The 17,931-nt window shown below is 72.7% G+C and carries 16 protein-coding genes and 1 pseudogene; 4 read left to right on the forward strand and 13 right to left on the reverse strand.

What is annotated here, in order from left to right; genetic code table 11:
* Both ABD347_RS27370 and ABD347_RS30755 read right to left on the reverse strand, forming a co-directional pair.
* Nucleotides 1-537: an LIC_13387 family protein gene (locus ABD347_RS27370; protein ID WP_344366204.1), complete on the reverse strand. Its 537-nt coding sequence runs from the start codon at nucleotides 535-537 to the stop codon at nucleotides 1-3.
* A pseudogene (locus tag ABD347_RS30755) lies at nucleotides 527-1,122 on the reverse strand (DUF2867 domain-containing protein). Before ABD347_RS30755 ends, ABD347_RS27370 begins: the two are co-directional and overlap by 11 nt.
* Before the next feature lie 96 nt (nucleotides 1,123-1,218).
* Here ABD347_RS30755 and ABD347_RS27385 point away from each other — a divergent pair.
* Nucleotides 1,219-1,779, forward strand: a complete 561-nt coding sequence (locus ABD347_RS27385) for a TetR/AcrR family transcriptional regulator (protein ID WP_344366205.1) — start codon at nucleotides 1,219-1,221, stop codon at nucleotides 1,777-1,779.
* A 430-nt stretch (nucleotides 1,780-2,209) separates the two neighbouring features.
* On the opposite strand, the gene ABD347_RS27390 is transcribed toward ABD347_RS27385, so the two are convergent.
* The 7 genes from ABD347_RS27390 to ABD347_RS27420 all read right to left on the reverse strand — a co-directional run bounded on the left by ABD347_RS27390 (nucleotide 2,210) and on the right by ABD347_RS27420 (nucleotide 10,156).
* Entirely contained in the window at nucleotides 2,210-3,172 is a 963-nt protein-coding gene (locus tag ABD347_RS27390; RefSeq protein WP_344366206.1) for an ABC transporter substrate-binding protein, read from the reverse strand.
* A gap of 1 nt (nucleotide 3,173) precedes the next feature.
* Entirely contained in the window at nucleotides 3,174-5,075 is a 1,902-nt protein-coding gene (locus tag ABD347_RS27395; protein ID WP_344366208.1) for an ABC transporter permease, read from the reverse strand.
* A complete protein-coding gene (locus ABD347_RS27400; RefSeq protein ID WP_344366211.1) occupies nucleotides 5,072-6,190 on the reverse strand; it encodes a quaternary amine ABC transporter ATP-binding protein in 1,119 nt (372 codons plus the stop codon). Before ABD347_RS27400 ends, ABD347_RS27395 begins: the two co-directional genes overlap by 4 nt.
* Entirely contained in the window at nucleotides 6,190-7,716 is a 1,527-nt protein-coding gene (locus ABD347_RS27405) for a GMC family oxidoreductase (protein WP_344366214.1), read from the reverse strand. The genes ABD347_RS27400 and ABD347_RS27405 overlap by 1 nt, the downstream gene beginning before the upstream one ends.
* Nucleotides 7,717-7,741: 25 nt before the next feature.
* A complete protein-coding gene (locus ABD347_RS27410; protein WP_344366216.1) occupies nucleotides 7,742-9,238 on the reverse strand; it encodes an aldehyde dehydrogenase family protein in 1,497 nt (498 codons plus the stop codon).
* A 133-nt stretch (nucleotides 9,239-9,371) separates the two neighbouring features.
* On the reverse strand, nucleotides 9,372-9,899 hold the full coding sequence (locus ABD347_RS27415) for a hypothetical protein (RefSeq protein ID WP_344366218.1): 528 nt from the start codon (nucleotides 9,897-9,899) through the stop codon (nucleotides 9,372-9,374).
* Between the two features lie 2 nt (nucleotides 9,900-9,901).
* The gene (locus ABD347_RS27420) at nucleotides 9,902-10,156 is read right to left on the reverse strand and encodes a helix-turn-helix transcriptional regulator (RefSeq protein WP_344366219.1); all 255 of its coding nucleotides are present in this window, start codon (nucleotides 10,154-10,156) and stop codon (nucleotides 9,902-9,904) included.
* A gap of 106 nt (nucleotides 10,157-10,262) precedes the next feature.
* Here ABD347_RS27420 and ABD347_RS27425 point away from each other — a divergent pair, with 106 nt between their 5' ends.
* Nucleotides 10,263-11,426 (forward strand): acyltransferase family protein, encoded by a 1,164-nt coding sequence (locus tag ABD347_RS27425; protein WP_344366221.1) that lies wholly within the window; start codon nucleotides 10,263-10,265, stop codon nucleotides 11,424-11,426.
* A gap of 33 nt (nucleotides 11,427-11,459) precedes the next feature.
* Here the strand turns inward: ABD347_RS27425 and ABD347_RS27430 are convergent, their stop codons facing one another.
* From ABD347_RS27430 to ABD347_RS27445, 4 genes are all read right to left on the reverse strand, one after another.
* The gene (locus ABD347_RS27430) at nucleotides 11,460-12,449 is read right to left on the reverse strand and encodes a malate dehydrogenase (protein ID WP_344366223.1); all 990 of its coding nucleotides are present in this window, start codon (nucleotides 12,447-12,449) and stop codon (nucleotides 11,460-11,462) included.
* Nucleotides 12,450-12,602: 153 nt separating this feature from the next.
* Nucleotides 12,603-13,691: a helix-turn-helix domain-containing protein gene (locus ABD347_RS27435; RefSeq protein WP_344366225.1), complete on the reverse strand. Its 1,089-nt coding sequence runs from the start codon at nucleotides 13,689-13,691 to the stop codon at nucleotides 12,603-12,605.
* 622 nt (nucleotides 13,692-14,313) lie between these two features.
* Nucleotides 14,314-15,237: a DUF3017 domain-containing protein gene (locus ABD347_RS27440; RefSeq protein WP_344366227.1), complete on the reverse strand. Its 924-nt coding sequence runs from the start codon at nucleotides 15,235-15,237 to the stop codon at nucleotides 14,314-14,316.
* A gap of 23 nt (nucleotides 15,238-15,260) precedes the next feature.
* Nucleotides 15,261-16,124: a bifunctional methylenetetrahydrofolate dehydrogenase/methenyltetrahydrofolate cyclohydrolase gene (locus tag ABD347_RS27445; protein ID WP_344366228.1), complete on the reverse strand. Its 864-nt coding sequence runs from the start codon at nucleotides 16,122-16,124 to the stop codon at nucleotides 15,261-15,263.
* A gap of 250 nt (nucleotides 16,125-16,374) precedes the next feature.
* On the opposite strand from ABD347_RS27445, the gene ABD347_RS27450 reads away from it, so the two are divergent.
* Both ABD347_RS27450 and ABD347_RS27455 read left to right on the forward strand, forming a co-directional pair.
* Nucleotides 16,375-16,998 carry an RDD family protein gene (locus ABD347_RS27450; protein WP_344366231.1) on the forward strand — a complete coding sequence of 208 codons (624 nt, stop codon included), beginning with the start codon at nucleotides 16,375-16,377 and terminating at the stop codon, nucleotides 16,996-16,998.
* 210 nt (nucleotides 16,999-17,208) lie between these two features.
* Nucleotides 17,209-17,931: RDD family protein (locus ABD347_RS27455; protein WP_344366233.1), on the forward strand; the 723-nt coding region annotated here is incomplete at its 3' end.

A 17,931-nucleotide genomic window follows, 5' to 3' on the forward strand; every position in this document is an offset into this window, starting at 1 on the left:
TCACCTCTCGGCGGGCGGAGGGACCGGCCGCGCGGTGGCCAGCGCCCCGCCGAACGCGACGGACGCGACCGCGAACAGGACGATGGGCGGGGCCGGCAGCAGGAACAGCGACAGGCCGAGGATCACCAGCGAGGCCGCCAGCCCGAGGCCGCTCAGCGACCGCGACCGCGTGACGAGGGCGGGTGCGGAGCGCGCCACGAGCAGGCACACCACCCCGCCGAAGATCAGCGCCGTGCCCATGGCCCATGACATGCCCAGGTCGATGTCGTACAGGCTGCGGCGGACGCCGGCGATCTCGACCACGTACGCCCGCATCGCCGCGGTGGCGCGGGCTCCCGCGGGATCCTCGGGGCGCAGCGCCATGACCGCCGCGAGGGCCAAGTGTCCGGCGCCGGTGAGGACCCACGCCCAGGCGCCGGTGCGGAACGCGGTCGTCGACCGGTGGGCCGCGGCCCCGGCCCTGGCCTCGGGCCCCCGCCCCGCCCCGGCCCCGGGTCCCGACCCGGCCTCGGCCCCGGTCCGGGTGTCAGCGCGCACCGGCACGCGCCTGCCATTCGCGTCCGATCATCCGGAGCAGGGCCGGATAGACCCCCAGGTACCGGAACGGCTTGATGGCCGCCATGTAGGCGACGCCGAGCAGCCCGTTGGGTTTCACCAGGACGGCCATGCGGCCGTGATGGACGCCGTCGGCGTTCTGGACCCAGCCGATGTGCATCACCGTGTGCACGGTGCTGTTGGCCATCTCGGCCGCCCACTCGTCGTGCGTCTGGTAGACGGAGGTGAACGGGGCGTCCCGCATGTCGGGCCCCGGGGAGCCGTCGCGGAGGTCCGCGGGCAACCGGTCCCGCAGGCTGCGCACCCGGCCGCCGACACCGCCGGCTTGTCCCAGCCGAGCAGGGCGCCCAGCTTCCAGCGGATCGCGAAGAGCGCGCGCGGCACGGGGGACGAGACGGGTGCGCCCCTGCCTCCGCCGTCGCCCTCGGCGAACTGGCGCACCAGTCGCGCGAGGTCGTCCGGGCCGCCCGGTGTCGGCAGCTCCCACACGTCCTCGACCTGGAAGTCACCGGCGATCTCGTGGATCCGCCAAGGGCGGGAGGTGTGCGCGGTCCTGGGGAGTCTCATGAGCGTGCCCCGATCTATACGATGGCGTATAGATCGAGGTTAGCCCCATTTATACGGCACTGTATAGACGGGGTGGGACGTGAGGGGAGACACACCATGGCCGTGGCCCGCACACCGCGCCGCAAATGGATCGAGGAAGGGCTGCGGGCACTCGCCGCGGGCGGCCCGGACGCCGTGCGGATCGAGTCGCTCGCGCAGGCGCTCGGCGTCAGCAAGGGCGGCTTCTACGGGTATTTCGCCAACCGGGACGCCCTCCTCGCGGAGATGCTGGAGACCTGGGAGCGCGAGGTCGCCGAGGCGGTGATCGAGCAGGTGGACAGCGGGGGCGGGGACGGCAGGGTCAAGCTGGAGCGGCTGTTCACCATCGTCACGGCATCCGGTGAGTCGGTGGTGCGGGGCGCGGCGGCCGACCTGGCGATCCGCGACTGGGCCCGCCGCGACGAGGCCGTCGCGCAGCGGCTCCGGCGCGTCGACAACCGGCGGATGGACTATCTCCGCTCGCTCTTCGCGTCGTTCTGCACCGACCCCGACGACGTCGAGGTCCGCTGCATGATCACCTTCTCGGTCCGGATCGGCGCTCATGTGGTCGCCGCCGACCACGGCGGTCACAGCCGCGCGGAGGTCATGGAGATGACCAAGAAGTGGCTCCTGCGGTAGCCACCACGAGTGCACAGCGCGGCCACGCCGTGGTCCCCCCGCGCACGCCCCCTGCCCCGGGCGGCCAGGAGACGAGCCCGTACGCCCCCGATCGCCGGGGCGTGCGCGCCCCGGAACCCGGGACGCGCACCGTGCCGCCACCCACGCCGGGACGCTCACACCTCCGGCCCTCCGGCCCCCACGTCCCGCCGCCCGCAGGCGCCGCCGGTGCCGCCCGGCGAAGGCGCGGGCGCGATGGCGCGGGCCCCCGGCGCGGGCGCGCGACAGCCGGTCTACGCGCAACGTTGGACGAGGCCACCGGGTGACGCGCCGCACGGCCGCCCGCCCGCGCCAGGCCGCCCGCCGCGCGGGTAAGCCCGCCTGCCGCCGCCCGCCCGCGCGAGGCCGCCGGGCTACACCGCGCAGGGCCGCCCGGGCGGGCGGGTGGCTCTCAGGGCAGCCACTTCCGCCACGTCGGCTCATTGGCCCTGACCCACTTCTCGGCCGCCGCCTCCGGCGTGAGCTTCTGCTCGGCGATCATCAGCGCCACGTCGTTCTGCGCCTCGGTCGTCCAGCGGAAGTTCTTCAGGAAGGCGGCCGCCTTCCCGCCCTTCTCCGCGAAGTCGGCGTTGAGGAACTTCTGGAGCGGGGTGTGCGGGTAGGCGCAGGCCACCTTCTTCGGATCGGCGTCGCAACCCTCCTTGTACGCGGGCAGCTCCACCTCCGTCATCGGCACCTTCTCGAACAGCCACTGGGGCTTGTACCAGTACGTCAGGAAGGGCTTCTTCTCCTTGGCGAACTGCTTGATCTGGGTGATCTGCGCCGCCTCCGAACCCGCGAACACGACCTTGTAGTCCAGGCCGAGGTTCTTCACCAGCGCCTTGTCGTTGGTGATGTACGACGGGGAGCCGTCCAGCAGTTGCCCCTTGCCGCCGCTCTCCGCCGTGCGGAACCGGTCGGCGTACTTGTTCAGGTTCTTCCAGTCGGTGACGTCCGGGTGGGCCTCGGCGAAGTACGTCGGGACGAACCAGCCGATGTGGCCGGTGACACCGAGGTCGCCGCCACGCACGATGGTCTTCTTGTCCTCGACGTACCGCTGCTCCTGCTCCGGGTGGCCCCAGTCCTCCAGGAGGGCGTCCACCCGGCCCTGGCTGAGCGCGTCCCAGGCGGGGATCTCGTCGACCTGGACGGTGTCGACGCGGTATCCCAGCTCGTGTTCGAGCAGGTACTGCGCCACGGCGACATTGGCCTGGGCACCCACCCACGACTGGACGGACAGGGTGACCGTCTTGGCACCCTCGGCCGCGGCGTACGGGGACGCCTGCTTGGTCATGTCGGCCGCGCCGCAACCGGTGAGGGTCAGCAGGGCCAGGGTGAGGGCCCCGGCGGCGCGGACCGTCGTACGCGTACGCATGTCAGGCCTTCTTTCCGGTCGGCTGGGTGACCCGGTCGAGCATCAGGCCCAGGCAGACGATCGCGGCACCCGCGACCAGGCCGGTCGCCAGGTCGCCCTGCGCGAGGCCGTACACCACGTCGTAACCGAGCGCGCCACCGCCGACCAGACCGCCGATGATGACGACGGCGAGGACGAGTACGACCGCCTGGTTGACGGCGAGGAGCAGCGCCGGCCGGGCGAGCGGGAACTGCACCTGCCGCAACTGCTGCCAGCCGGTGGCGCCGAGCGAGCGGGCCGACTCCAGCGCGACCGGGTCGACGCCCTTCAGGCCCTGGGTGGTGATGCGGACGACGGCGGGCAGCGCGTACACCACGGCGGCGGCGACCGCCGGGGCTCGGCCCACGCCGAACAGCGCGACCACCGGGATCAGGTACACGAACTGCGGCATGGTCTGGAACACGTCCAGCACCGGGCGCAGCAGTCGCTCCAGGCGCGGGCTGCGCGCCGCCCCCACCGCGATGCCGAAGCCGAGCACGAGCGTGACGGCCACGGCGGCCAGCACCTGGGAGAGGGTGTTGAGCGACGCGTCCCACACGCCCAGGACACCGATGGCGGCCATCGCGGCGACAGCCGTCAACGCCGTGCGCCATGTGCCGACGAGCAGCGCCAGCGCGGCCACGACCAGCAGCAGCGCCCACCAGGGCAGGGCCTGCAGGCCGTCCCGTACGGGGTCGAGCACCCAGCCGGTGAAGTGCGCCGCCCAGTCGGCGGTGCCGCCGATGACGGGGACGCCCGAGTAGAGGTGGGCGGTCATCCAGTCGACGGCCCGGTTGACGGGCTCGGCGATGCCGACGTGCCACGCCTCGGGCCAGGTGAGTCCGCCGACCAGGCGGCCGGTCACGGCGACGGCCACCACGGCGGCGCCACAGGCGATCCACGCGCGGCGCGAACCGTGCCGCGAGCGGGCCTCCGTGGCCGTGCGGTCGAGCACCACGGCCAGCAGCACGATCGGGATGCCGGCCGCGAGCGCGGCGCCGACGTCCACGGAGGCGAGCGCCTGGTAGACGCGGTCGCCGAGGCCGCCCGCGCCGATGACGGACGCGATGACCGCCATCGACAGCGCCATCATGATCGACTGGTTGACGCCGAGGAGCAGTTCCTTGCGGGCCAGCGGGATGCGGGCGGTCAGCAGCCGCTGCCTGCCGGTGGCGCCGAGCGAGGCCGAGGCCTCCAGCACGCCGGGGTCGGCGGCGCGCAGGCCCAGCGCGGTGAGGCGGGCCATGGGCGGGGCGGCGTAGACGACGGTCGCGAGGACGGCGGCGGGGACACCGATGCCGAAGATCAGGACGACGGGCAGCAGGTACGCGAAGGCGGGCAGCACCTGCATCGTGTCGAGGACGGGCCGCAGGGCCCGGTGGGTGCGGTCCGACACTCCGGCGGCCAGGCCGAGCACGGCGCCGAGCGCGACGGACGCGGCGACCGCGACGACCATGAGGGCGAGGGTCTGCATGGTCGGCACCCACATGCCGAGCAGTCCGCACACGGCGAACGCGGCGACGGCGGTGACGGCGAGACGCGGCCCCGCCAGGCGCCAGGCGACGAGCCCGGCGGCGGCGGTGACGCCGGCCCATCCGGCGGCGAGCAGCACCAGGTAGACGCCGCGCACGGAGAGGACGACGGCGTTGCTGATGTGCCCGAAGAAGTACAGGAACAGTGGGTGGCTGTCGCGGTTGTCGACGATCCATTCGCTGGCGGAGCCGAGCGGCCCGGACAGGTCGACGGAGAGGGCGGCGGGCCAGCTGCCGCGCCCGGCGAGGAGGAGGCCGAGCGGGAGGAGGACGAGCGCGGCTGCCAGCGGCCAGTACCGGCGCACGGCGACCGGCGGGCGGGGCCGGGCGGGGGCGGTGACGGCCGTGGTCATGCGGCCGCCTTTCCGACGGGGACGCCCGCGACGACCGCCAGCAGGCCTTCGTGGTCGACGACGCCCACACAGCGGCCGGCGTCCATGACCCGGACGGGGCCGCCGCTGCGGGCGACCGCCTCGATGGCCTCCGACACGGTGGCGCCGGGCGCGACGGCCGGACCGGAGTCGGCCTCCCCGTCGCCCGGCGGCCGCATGGCGGAGCGTACGGTGATCACCTGCTCGCGCGGCACGTCGCGCACGAAGTCGCGTACGTAGTCGTCGGCGGGCGCACCGACGATCTCCTCGGGCGTGCCGAGCTGCACGATGCGTCCGTCGCGCATCAGCGCGATGCGGTCACCGAGGCGCAGGGCCTCGTTGAGGTCGTGGGTGATGAAGACCATCGTGCGGCCCTCCTCGCGGTGGAGCCGGATGACCTCCTCCTGCATGTCGCGCCGGATCAGCGGATCGAGGGCGCTGAACGGCTCGTCGAAGAGGAGCACTTCGGGGTCGACGGCGAGGGCGCGGGCGAGGCCGACGCGCTGCTGCTGGCCACCGGAGAGCTGGCCGGGCTTGCGGTCCTCCATGCCTTCGAGGCCGACCTTGGTGACGACCTCGGCGGCCTTGGCGCGCCGTTCGGCGCGGCCCATGCCCTGGATCTCCAGCCCGTACGCGACGTTGTCGATCACCGTGCGGTGCGGCAGCAGGCCGAAGTGCTGGAAGACCATGGCGGCGCGGTGGCGGCGCAGTTCGCGCAACCGGGACCCGTCCATGGACAGGATGTCCTCGCCGTCGATGGCGATGGTGCCGGAGGTCGGCTCGATGAGCCGGGTGAGGCAGCGTACGAGGGTGGACTTGCCGGAGCCGGACAGGCCCATGACGACGAAGACCTCGCCCTTGCGGACGTCGAAGGAGACGTCACGGACGGCGGCGGTGCAGCCGGTGCGCTCGCGCAGTTCGGCGGCGGGGAGTCCGGCGAGGTCCGAGCCGGGCACGCGGTCGGGCTTGGGTCCGAAGACCTTCCACAGCCCCTCGACGGAGAAGACGGGAGTCGTGGAGGCGAGACTCGTGGAGCCGGGACTGGTTGCGGCGGGGCCGCCGGTGACCGGGCTCTTGCTGACGGGGGTCGTACTCATCACGCACCGCCTCCCAGCAGTTCCGCGGCCTTCTCGCCGACCATCAGCACCCCGATCATCGGGTTGACGGCGGGCATGGTCGGGAAGACGGACGCGTCGGCGATCCGGATGCCGTCGAGTCCGCGGATCCTCAGGTCGGGTCCCACGACGGCCTGTTCGTCGTCGGCGGCGCCCATGCGGCAGGTGCCGGCGGGGTGGTAGACGGTGTGGGCGACCTTGCGGGCGTACTCGCCGAGTTCCTCGTCGCCGGTGACGTCGGGGCCGGGGCACACCTCGCGCTTGAGCCAGCCGGCGAGCGGCTCGGCCTTGGCGATCTCGCGGGCGATGCGGATGCCGTCGACGAGCGTGCGGCCGTCGTAGTCGTCCTCGTCGGTGAAGTACCGGAAGTCGAGGGCGGGCTTGACCTCGGGGTCGGCGCTGGTGAGGTAGAGGCGGCCGCGGCTGCGCGGCTTGGGTATGTTCGGCGTCATCGACACACCGTGCGCGGGACGCTGGTAGCCGAGTCGCTCCGGGTTGTCGGTGAAGGGGATCTGGTAGAAGTGGAACATCAGGTCCGGGCCCTCGGACTCGGGGTCGCGGCGCACGAAGAGGCCCGCGTCGCTGTCCATGGCGGAGTTCTCGGGGATGGGCCCGTTGGTCTCCCAGACGATGACCGACTCGGGGTGGTCGAGCAGGTTCTCGCCGACGCCCGGCAGGTCGTGGACGACGGGGATGCCCAGCTTCTCCAGGTCCGCCCTGGGGCCGATGCCGGAGTGCAGCAGCAGGCGGGGGGTGTCCACGGCGCCCGCGCAGACGAGGACTTCACGGCGGGCCGAGACGAGCCGTTCGGCGCCGTCCTTGGCGCGGACGTGGACGCCGGTCGCCCTCGTGCCGTCGAGCTCCAGCCTGTACGCCCAGGTCTCCAGCATCAGGTGCAGGTTGGGGCGTTCGCCCATGATGGGGTGGAGGTACGCGACCGACGCGGAGGAACGCTTGTTGTCCTCCGGGTGGTAGGCGAGGTCGAAGAACCCGACACCCTCGTGGAAGGGCTTCTTGTTGAAGCCCTCGACGCGCGGGACACCGAGCGCGGCCTGGGCGGCGTCGACGAAGTCGCGGGCGATGGCGTTGCGGTCCTTCTCGTCGACCGAGACGATGTTGTTGAGGAGCTTGTCGAAGAACGGGTCCATGGCGGCGGCGTTCCAGCCCTCGGCCCCGGCCTCCTCCCACTCGTCCCAGTCGGACGGCAGCGGCTTGAAGGAGATGAGCGTGTTGTGCGAGGAGCAGCCGCCCAGCACGCGGGCGCGGCTGTGCCTGATGTGGGAGTTGCCGCGTGGCTGTTCGGTGGTGGGGTAGTCGTAGTCGAGGTCGCCGCCGAGCAGGCCCATCCAGCGGCGGAGGGTGAGGACGTCGGGGCGGTCGACGTCGGAGGGCCCGCCCTCGATGACGGCGACGGTGACGCCGGGGTCGGTGGTGAGCCGGTGGGCGATGACGCTGCCGGCGGTGCCGCCGCCGACGATGACGTAGTCGTACACGGTGGTGTCGGTCATGGTGCGTTTTCCCTCTGTCCCCTGATCAGCCCGCGAACCAGCGCACGGGGCGCGGGGCGAGGTTCTGGTAGACGTGCTTGCTCTCGCGGTACTCGGCGAGCCCGGCCGGGCCCAGTTCGCGGCCGATGCCGCTCTTGCCGAAGCCGCCCCACTCCGCCTGCGGCAGGTAGGGGTGGAAGTCGTTGATCCAGACGGTGCCGTGGCGCAGCCGTCCGGCGACGCGCCGGGCGCGGCCGGGGTCGGCCGACCAGACGCCGCCGGCCAGGCCGTACTCGGTGTCGTTGGCGAGGGCGACGGCCTCGTCCTCGGTGCGGAAGGTCTCGACGGTGAGCACCGGGCCGAAGACCTCTTCGCGCACGACCCGCATCCCACGGTGGCAGCGGTCGAGGACGGTCGGCCGGTAGAAGTAGCCGTCGCCGTACGCGGGGCCGGTGGGGCGTTCGCCGCCGGCGCGCAGGACGGCGCCTTCGGCGAGGGCGGAGGCGACGTACTCCTCGGTGCGGGCGAGCTGCTGCGCGGAGACGAGGGGGCCGCACTCGACGCCCTTGTCGGTGCCGCGGCCGATGCGGATCCGCTCGGCGCGGCGGGCCAGTTCGGCGACGAACCGGTCGCGCAGCGACTCCTCGACGATGAGGCGGGAGCCGGCCGAGCAGACCTGGCCGCTGTGGATGAACGCGGCGTTGAGCGCCTGGTCGACAGCGGTGTCGAAGCCCTCGTCGGTGGCGCAGGCGTCCGCGAAGACGACGTTGGGGTTCTTGCCGCCCAGTTCGAGGGCGACCTTCTTGACGCTGTCGGCGGCGGCGCGCATCACCTTCGTACCGCTGAGGAGTCCGCCGGTGAACGACACCAGGTCGACGTCGGGGTGTTCGGACATCCGGGCGCCGACGGGGTCGCCGGGGCCGGTGACGAGGTTGGCCACGCCGGCCGGGAGTCCCGCCTCGGCGAGGAGCCGGATGAGGGCGACGGTGGTCAGCGGGGTGATCTCACTCGGCTTGATCACGAAGGTGTTGCCCGCCGCCAAGGCCGGGGCGATCTTCCAACTGGCCTGGAGGAGAGGGTAGTTCCAGGGCGTGATCAGCGCGCAGACGCCGACGGGTTCGTGGACGACGACGCTGTGGATGTCGGGCGATCCGGCGTCGACGACCCGGCCGCCGCTCTCGTTCATGACGAGGTCGGCGAAGTAACGGAAGGCGTCGGTGACGCAGTCGACGTCGACGCGGCCCTCTTCCAGGGTCTTTCCGGCGTCGCGGCTCTCCAGCAGACCGATGGTCTCGCGGTCGCGCTGGAGCAGGTCGGCGACGCGGCGCAGCAGCGCGGCCCGCTCGGCGACGGGGGTGCGGGGCCAGGCGCCCTGGTCGAACGCGGTGCGCGCGGCGGCGATCGCGGCGTCGGTGTCCTCGGCCCCGCCCTCGGCGACGACCGCGAGGGTCGTGGCGTCGGCGGGGTCGAGGATCTCGCGTGTGGCGCCGGTGGCGGCTGCTCGCCACTCCCCGCCCACGTGGATGGTCTGTTGGTCCGACACGTCGCGTTTGCCTTCCGTTCCCGGTTCTCGTCGCCGACGGTGGTCGGCGACCGGGGCCCCTGCCCTGGGGAACGGAAAACATGCGTGAAAGTGGGTTTGCTCACTCCCGGCCGGGGTACGCCCGCCGTCGCGCTCAGTGACCGTCGGCGGTTTCGAGAACCTCGTCGGGGGTGTCGTCCGCGACCCGCAGGCAGGCCACCCACGCGGGCAGCATCCAGTGCGTGACCAGCAGCGCGAACAGCACCGGGAACAGCACGCCGCCGTCGAAGCGGACCCCTCCGAGCCACCCGGCCAGCCCCGTGCCGGCCGCGGCGGCGAAGAGCAGACCGAGGCTGATCCGGTGCGCGACGGCCCGGACCCGGTCCCGCTCGACGAGCTGGCGCTCGTCCAGCATGTGGCCGCGCAGCTCCAGCAGCCCGCGCGTGGCGCCGTTGATGACGCCCATGGCGACGCACCAGGGCAGGACCAGGGCCGGCAGGGCGAATGAGAGCCACAGCGGGCCGAGGTGGACACTGCCGAGCCAGCACGCCACCGAGGCGGCGGTGAGCGCGATGTGCGCCGCGACCCACGCGCGGCGGCGCCCCGCCGTGCGCGCCAGGGCCTGCGCGTCCCGCCTGTTCATGATCGCGTACATCCGCCGGTCGTAACGCGTCGCGGTCACCGTCACTGCTTCCTCCCGTTTACCCCGTAGACCTCATCGGTGAGCGGCTGGAACGGCTCCAGGGAGAACAGCGCCTCCACCGGCAGCCCGAAGTACCGGGCGGCCTTCAGCGCCAGGTCGAGGCTCGGGTTGTACTGCCCCCGCTCGATGTAGCCGATGGTCTGGTAGTGGACACCCAGGGCGTCGGCGAGTGTCTGCCGCGACACCTTCCGCTCCGCCCGGACCACGGCCAGCCTGTTGTGCACCTGCTCGCTCATGTATAAGAAGTACTACATCTCATAGTGTTTTCGCAATGATCCGAATGGATGACCGGTGCGGGCGTCGCTCCCCGCCCCGGGCCCGGGGGCGACCTAGGGTGCGAGCATGCGCAGCAGCGACGACCGCGTCTACCTCGCCCCCGTCGACCACCTGCGGGCCGTCGCCGCCGTGCTCGTCGTGCTGTACCACGGGTGCCAGCTGCTGAGCGCGCGCATCGAGGGCCGCCGTTTCGTCCCCGCGACCGACTGGCTGTACTCGTCGAACCCCGCGGCCACCCTCGTCTTCGAGGGCCACACGGGCGTGGCGCTGTTCATGGTCCTGTCCGGCTTCATCTTCACCGTCGGCGCGTACGGCAAGCCGGTCCGCTACGGCCGCTTCCTCACCAACCGGCTGCTGCGCGTCTACCCGCTCTACCTGGTCGTCGCCGTGCTGGGCCTGGCCACCCAGGTCGCCCTGCCCACGTTCCAGGACCTGCTGCGGATCCTGACGTTCGCGACGCCGACGCAGCCGTACGGGGGCGTCTTCTGGACGCTCTGCGTGGAGATGCAGTTCTACCTGGTCTTCCCGCTGCTGTGCCGGCTCCTCGGGGAGCGCGGGCCGGGCACCCTGCTGCGGCTGCTGGCGGCGGTGTCGGTGCTGCGGGCGCTGGTGTGGCTGAGCAGTCCGGCGCCCGCACCGCACACCGCGTCGCTCTACCTGGGGCTGGCGGGGCGGATCGACCAGTTCCTGCTGGGGATGCTGGCCGCCTGGCTGTACGTGCACCACCGCGACCGGCTGCGGGCCCGGTGGCTGCAGCCGGTCGCCCTGGCCCTGGCGGTGGGCATGCTCTGGTCGTTCAACCAGGTCCACGGGTTCGTGTCGGACAGCCCGCTGAAGCTGATGTGGAGCGGCGCGGAGGGCGCGGTGTGGGCGCTGGTGGTGGTGGCGTACGTCGCCGGCCGCCCGGCCGGGGCCGGCGGGTGGCCGTCACGGGCCGCGGCCAGGCTCGGGGAGGTGAGCTTCTCGGTGTACCTGACGCACTTCATGGTGCTGACGGTGACCGGCGAGTACGTGATCGGGTACGGGTGGCACCCGGGTGCCCTGCCGCCGGTCTGGGCCGCCTTCCTGGTCACCCTGCTGGTGGCCCTGCCGGTGACGGTCGCCGTGTCGTTCGTGACGTACCACGCCATCGAACTGCCGTTCCTCCGGCTGCGCCGCCCCTACCTCGGGCCCGCGGCCGCGGCGGGAACACCGCGCCCCCGGCAGCGGGAGGGCTACCGGGGGCGGTGAGTTCCGCGCGTGGTGTTCCGCGCGCGGTACGGATCAGATGAGGCCGAGACCGCGGACCGCGTCGCGCTCCTCCGCCAGCTCCGCGACCGACGCGTCGATGCGGGTGCGGGAGAACTCGTTGATGTCCAGGCCCTGGACGATCCTGTACGTGCCGCCCTCGCAGGTGACCGGGAAGGACGAGATGAGGCCCTCGGGGACGCCGTAGGAGCCGTCGGACGGGATGCCCATGGAGGTCCAGTCACCCTCGGCGGTGCCGTTGACCCAGGTGTGGACGTGGTCGATCGCGGCGTTCGCGGCGGAGGCGGCCGAGGAGGCACCACGGGCCTCGATGATCGCGGCACCGCGCTTGGCGACGGTCGGGATGAACTCGTCGGCCAGCCACTGCTGGTCGTTCACGACCTCGGCGGCGTTCTTGCCGGCGATCTCCGCGTGGAAGATGTCCGGGTACTGGGTGGCCGAGTGGTTGCCCCAGATGGTCAGGCGCTTGATGTCGGAGACGGCGGCACCGGTCTTCGCCGCCAGCTGCGAGATCGCCCGGTTGTGGTCCAGGCGGGTCATCGCGGTGAAGCGCTCGGCCGGTACGTCCGGGGCGGCGGCCTGCGCGATCAGCGCGTTGGTGTTGGCCGGGTTGCCGACGACGAGGACCTTGATGTCGTCCGCGGCGTTGTCGTTGATGGCCTTGCCCTGCGGCTTGAAGATGCCGCCGTTGGCCTCCAGCAGGTCACCGCGCTCCATGCCCTTGGTGCGCGGGCGGGCGCCGACGAGGAGGGCGACGTTGGCGCCGTCGAAGGCGACGTTCGGGTCGTCGGTGATCTCGATGCCGCGCAGCAGCGGGAAGGCGCAGTCGTCGAGCTCCATGGCGGTGCCCTCGGCGGCCTTGAGGCCCTGCGGGATCTCCAGGAGGCGCAGCTTGACCGGCACGTCGGCGCCGAGCAGGTGGCCGGAGGCGATGCGGAAGAGCAGCGCGTAACCGATCTGGCCGGCCGCGCCGGTCACGGTGACATTCACGGGAGTGCGGGTCATGGCGATCTCCGTAAGACAGCTGGCGGTGGGGGTCCCTGCCCCTCGTGCTGGACATCCCCTGTGATCGATCGGTGTCTCGACGTGAAGAGATATCCCAGCGGTCAGGCTATCCGACCCGGGCCACCGCGAACCCCCGCCCCCTTGTGTCGCGGCTCACTGCCGCTCGGTGCAGCCCTCGGTGCCGTCGGCCAGGGTGGCGCACGCTTTCGGCTCGGCGCCGTCCGCGGCGGCGACCATCGGCGTGTACGCGTCGTCGTCGATCTTCACCGCGCCGTTCTGCGCCGTGCCGCCCGCGCTGATCGTGACCTTGTCACCGGCCACCGCCTGCGAGATGCGGGCCCAGGCCGCGCCGCACGTCTCGCTGTAGCGGACCTCGACCTTCCTGGTGCCGACGGTCGCGGAGGACGTGGTGGTGGCGTACTGGCCGCCGCACCCCATCGCCTCGGGGTCCTGGCCGGCGCAGTCGTCACCGCTGCACTTCACCCCGGCGGGCAGCGTCTTCGGGGCACTGCTGCCGGGGGTGGCCGTCGGCGACTGGGCGACGTTCCCCGCGGGCGTCCCGCCGCCGCCGAGGCCGCTCAGCAGGACGGCGGCGGCTATCACCAGCAGCACGCCGACGACGGCGGCGACGACCATGGTCACCTTCCGCCTGCCGCCCGGCTCCGACCGAGCCGGAGCCGCGGCGTGCCCGGGAGCGGCGGACGCCGAAGCGTGCCCGGGAGCGGCGGAGGCCGCGTGCCCGGGGGCGGCGGAGGCCGCCGGACCTCGACAGGCGGGTCCGTTGGGGCCGCCGTCGGGCGGTATGACGGACGGCCGTCCGGCGGACCGGCCGGCGGACCGCTCCGGCCCCGGCGCGGCCTTCACCCGGGACGAGCCGTCGGCGCCCGGTCCGGCGGTGCCGCCGAACTCGCCGAGCGCGGCGCGGGCCTGGGAGATCCGTATGGCCTCCATCGTCATGTCGTGGCGCATCTCGGCGCGGCTCCAGGCGCGCTCCGCGAGCTCCCACATGGTGGTGAGGTGCACCGGGTTCGTCCCGGTCACCTCGGCCAGCGCGACGATCGCCCCCTTGGGTGCGAGAAGCCGCCCGTTCAGATAGCGCTCCCACGACGTCTTGCTGTACCCGGTGCGGTCCGAGACCGCGGCGATGCTCAGACCGCTGCGGTCCACCAGCCGGCGCAGCTGACTCGCGAACTCCTTGACCTGCGGATCGAGTTCCTCCGGTAGCGCCTTCCAACGAGGCATTGCTTCCCCCTTGTCCCCCCGTACGTGCCTGATGTGCTCCCCGTGCCGCGTGCCCCCTGACGTCTCCCGGAGCTCGGGGTCTCCACCCAGGTGCCACCGAGAGGGATGCGCGGAGTCAGGATGACAGTTCCTGAGGCGGGGGCGCACGGGCGCTCTCCGAACACAGGCGTGCCCCCTAACGCGCCCCTGTCCCGAGTGCCGCCCCAGTTTCGCATCCGTCGAGGGTCGATCACACCATGGCGGAATGGTCACCTCCGTGCCACAGGCCCCGGACATGCCTTGATCCACGTTGGCGCGTGCATGACGCTCTTCTCCAGGTCACGGCGTCCGTCCTGCTCGGGGGAGAGGACGGGCGCCGGAACCGGGGCCGTGACGCACGTGCCGTGACTCGCGTGCACGACTCAGGTGCCACCACGCACGTGCCGCGGCTCACATCGGCGCGGTCCCCGTCGGCAGTTCCGCTTCCGCGGGCCGGTGTCGAGGACGTCAAGGAACTGCTCCGTCTCGCGCGGCGACGACATGTCTCGTCGTCGAAGGAGCTCACGAGGGCGTACGCGGGTGGGTACGCACCCGCGTACGCGCCCCCCGGCGCGCGGCGTGGCGCGCCGCCCGGCGCGGCCGACTAGCGGACCGCGAACCGGACGGCGTCCTCCAGGAACGGGATCTCCAGCCAGGGATTGGGCTGGGTCATCAGCGCGAGCAGCACGATGCCGGCGCCCAGCACGCCGTACGCGGCCATGTCGGTGAACCGGGACCGGACGGCGAGCATCCCCACGGAGGGCAGGGCGCGCCGCAGGGCGGCACCGGTGAGCAGGGCGACACCGATGAGCATCGTGCCGATGCGGGACGCCTGCGGGAACGGGTCGAACCCGACGATCAGCAGGCCGAGCATGGTCAGCCCGAGCACGGTGAGCAACGGCCACTGCCGCGCGGGCGCCGGAGCGTCTCCCGGCGCGGCCCGCCCGCCGCCCTCCGGCCGCGCGGTGTCCCGCGTGACGGTGGGCGGCCGCCGCGACCCCGTACCCCGGCGCGGAACCTCACCGGCCCCGCCTCGATGGGCGTCCGCCCCGTCGCTGCCACCCGCCGGCCCGGCACCCGGCCGGGGGGCCGCGCCCCGGCCGCCGGACGGGGCGTCGGCTCCGGATGCCCCGGCCGGCCCGGGTTCGGCGCCGGACGACCCACCGGACGGCGAACCGTCACCACGCGAGGCGTCGGGCTCGGGTGCTCCCGCCCCGGGGGCGGGCGCCTCGGCAGGGGCGTCGGCCCCTGGGGCGTCGGGCTCGGGTGCTCCCGCCCCGGGGGCGGGCGCCTCGGCAGGGGCGTCGGCCCCTGGGGCGTCGGGCTCGGGGGCGTCGGGCGCCTCGGCAGGGGCGTCGGGCCCGGGGGCGTCGGGCTCGGGGGCGTCGGGCGCCTCGGCAGGGGCGTCGGGCCCGGGGGCGTCGGGCACCGGGGCGCGGGTGGGCGCCCCGGGGTCGGCCGGGTCCGGCGAACCGGCCGCGGCGGGCCGGGTCGGGGTGGCGGAGTCGTCGTTCGCCCGTACGCCCATGGGGTCGCCCTCTCCGGTCCGGCTCAGCTCGCGGTGGCGGCGGCGCGCTCGGCCGCCTCGACGACGTTGACCAGCAGCTGGGCCCGCGTCATCGGGCCGACGCCACCCGGGTTGGGGGCGCGCCACCCGGCGACCTCGTTGACGCCCGGGTGCACGTCGCCCATGATCTTGCCGCTCTCGTCACGGCTGACGCCCACGTCCAGCACGGCGGCGCCGGGCTTGACGTCCTCGGGCTTGATCAGGTGCGGTACGCCCGCCGCGGCCACGATGATGTCGGCCCGCCGCAGGTGCGCGGCGAGGTCCCGCGTACCGGTGTGGCACTGCGTGACCGTCGCGTTCTCGGACTTGCGGGTGAGCAGCAGCGGCATCGGGCGCCCGATGGTGGTGCCCCGCCCGACGACCACGACCTCCGCGCCGCTGATGCCGACGCCGTGCGCGCGCAGCAGCGTGATGATGCCGTTCGGGGTGCACGGCAGCGGGGCGGGCTCGTTGAGCACCAGGCGGCCCAGGTTCATCGGGTGCAGCCCGTCCGCGTCCTTGGACGGGTCCATCAGCTCCAGGATGCGGTTCTCGTCGATGCCCTTGGGGAGCGGGAGCTGCACGATGTAGCCGGTGCAGGCCGGGTCCTCGTTCAGCTCGCGGACGACCGCCTCGATCTCCTGCTGCGTGGCGGTGGCGGGCAGCTCCCGCTGGATGGAGGCGATGCCCACCTCCGCGCAGTCGCGGTGCTTGCCCGCGACGTACTTCTGGCTGCCCGGGTCGTCACCGACCAGGATGGTGCCGAGGCCGGGGGTGATGCCCTTGGCCTTGAGGTCCGCCACGCGGGCGGTCAGGTCGGACTTGATCGCGGCGGCGGTGGCCTTGCCATCGAGAATCTGGGCGGTCATGTGCCCATCCTCGCGGATGAACCCGTCCCGGTTCCAATTCGCGTCCCCGGCAACGCGGCCGGAGGCCTGGACGAGGGACGTCCGGACGGCCCGTGGCCCCGACTGGACAAGGAGACGGCGCCCGACCACGATGATCCGCGCAATGCCGCGGGCAAGTGCCGGGGGGCAGAACCGCTCGAAGCATGTCTCGAAGCATGTGAGGTTCCTCCGCGCGGGCCGCGCCGCCCCACACCGACGGAGGAGACCCGCCATGAGCTTCGGCGACCCCAACAACCCCTACGGGCAGCCGCCCCAGGGTCAGCAGCCGCCTTACGGCCAGCAACCGCCCTACGGCCAGCCGAACTACGGCTACCCGCAGGCACCGCAGGGCGTGCCCCCGCAGTACGGCTACCCGCAGCAGCCCCAGCCGTACGGCGCCTACCCGCCGCCGGGCATGCCGGGCATGGGCGGCGGGATGCCGCCGTACGCCCACTGGGGCCGGCGCGTCGGCGCGCACCTGCTCGACATGCTGATCATCCTCGGTCCGGTCTACGCCATCGTGGGAATCAGCGCCGCCACCAGTTCCACCGGTGAGCCCAGCGTGGGGGTGTTCATGAGCCTCTTCGTCCTCGTGTACGGCCTGGGCATGGGCATCTTCCAGCTGGTCAGGGAAGGCGGCACCGGCCAGACGATCGGCAAGAGGGCCCTCGGCATATGTCTGCTCCGGGAGACCGACGGCCGCCCGCTGGGCTTCGGCATGGCGTTCGTCCGCAAGCTCGCGCACATCCTGGACAGCTTCGCCTGTTATCTCGGCTGGCTGTGGCCGCTGTGGGACGACAAGAAGCAGACCTTCGCCGACAAGGTCTGCTCCACCGTCGTCGTCAGGATCAAGTGATTCGCCGTCCGGCACGCGCCGCGGCCGGCACGGTCACCGAGGTTGCGCTTGCACAACGCCTTGCTGTCCGACTGGACAAAAAGTCGACTGTACGACCACGATGATCCGCGCAGTGCCGCGGGCAGTGCCGGGGGGCAAAACCGCTCAAAATACATGAAGTTCCTCCGCGCGGGCCGCGCCGTCCCCGCACATCAACGGAGGAAACCCGCCATGAGCTTCGGCGACCCCAACAACCCCTACGGGCAGCCGCAGGGCCAGCCCCAGCAGCCCGGCTACGGCCATCCGCAGCAGGCCCCCCAGGGCGTTCCGCCCCAGCAGGGCTACGGCTACCCGCAGCAGCCCGGCCAGCAGCCCTACGACGCGTACCCGCAGGCGCCGGGCACGCTCCAGGCCAACAACGGCTACATCAACGTGCCGAGCCTCGGCACCGTCCAGATAGCCAGCATGGGCCGCCGGCTGGGCGCCCGTCTCATAGACGGCGCCATCATCGGTGTCGTGTACGGCATCCTCATGGCGGTGGGCTTCGCCGGGATATTCGGCGCCGCCCAGGAGGCCGCCGACAAGTGCGACCCCAGCTCGCCGCTGTACGAGAGCTGCATCAACGCCAACCTCCAGGAGAGCAGCGGCGGCATGATCGCCGGCCTCATGACGATGTTCGCGCTCGTCGGTCTGATCACGCTGCTCTACGAGTGGCTGCTGATCTCCTTCGTCGGTGCCACGCTCGGCAAGATGGCGCTCGGGCTGCGCGTCGTGAAGGAGAGCACCGGCGGCAAGCCGGGCCTGGGCGGCGGCTTCATCCGCTGGATCATCCCGCAGGTCGGTGCGCTGCTGTGCGGTATCGGCGCCCTGCTCGTGTACCTCTCCCCCTTCTTCGACAACTCCGGGAAGACGCAGGGCTGGCACGACCGTGCCGCCGGCACCCTGGTCGTCAAG

The sequence above is a fragment of the Streptomyces gobitricini genome (genome assembly GCF_039532985.1).
Classification (GTDB): Bacteria; Actinomycetota; Actinomycetes; order Streptomycetales; family Streptomycetaceae; genus Streptomyces; species Streptomyces gobitricini.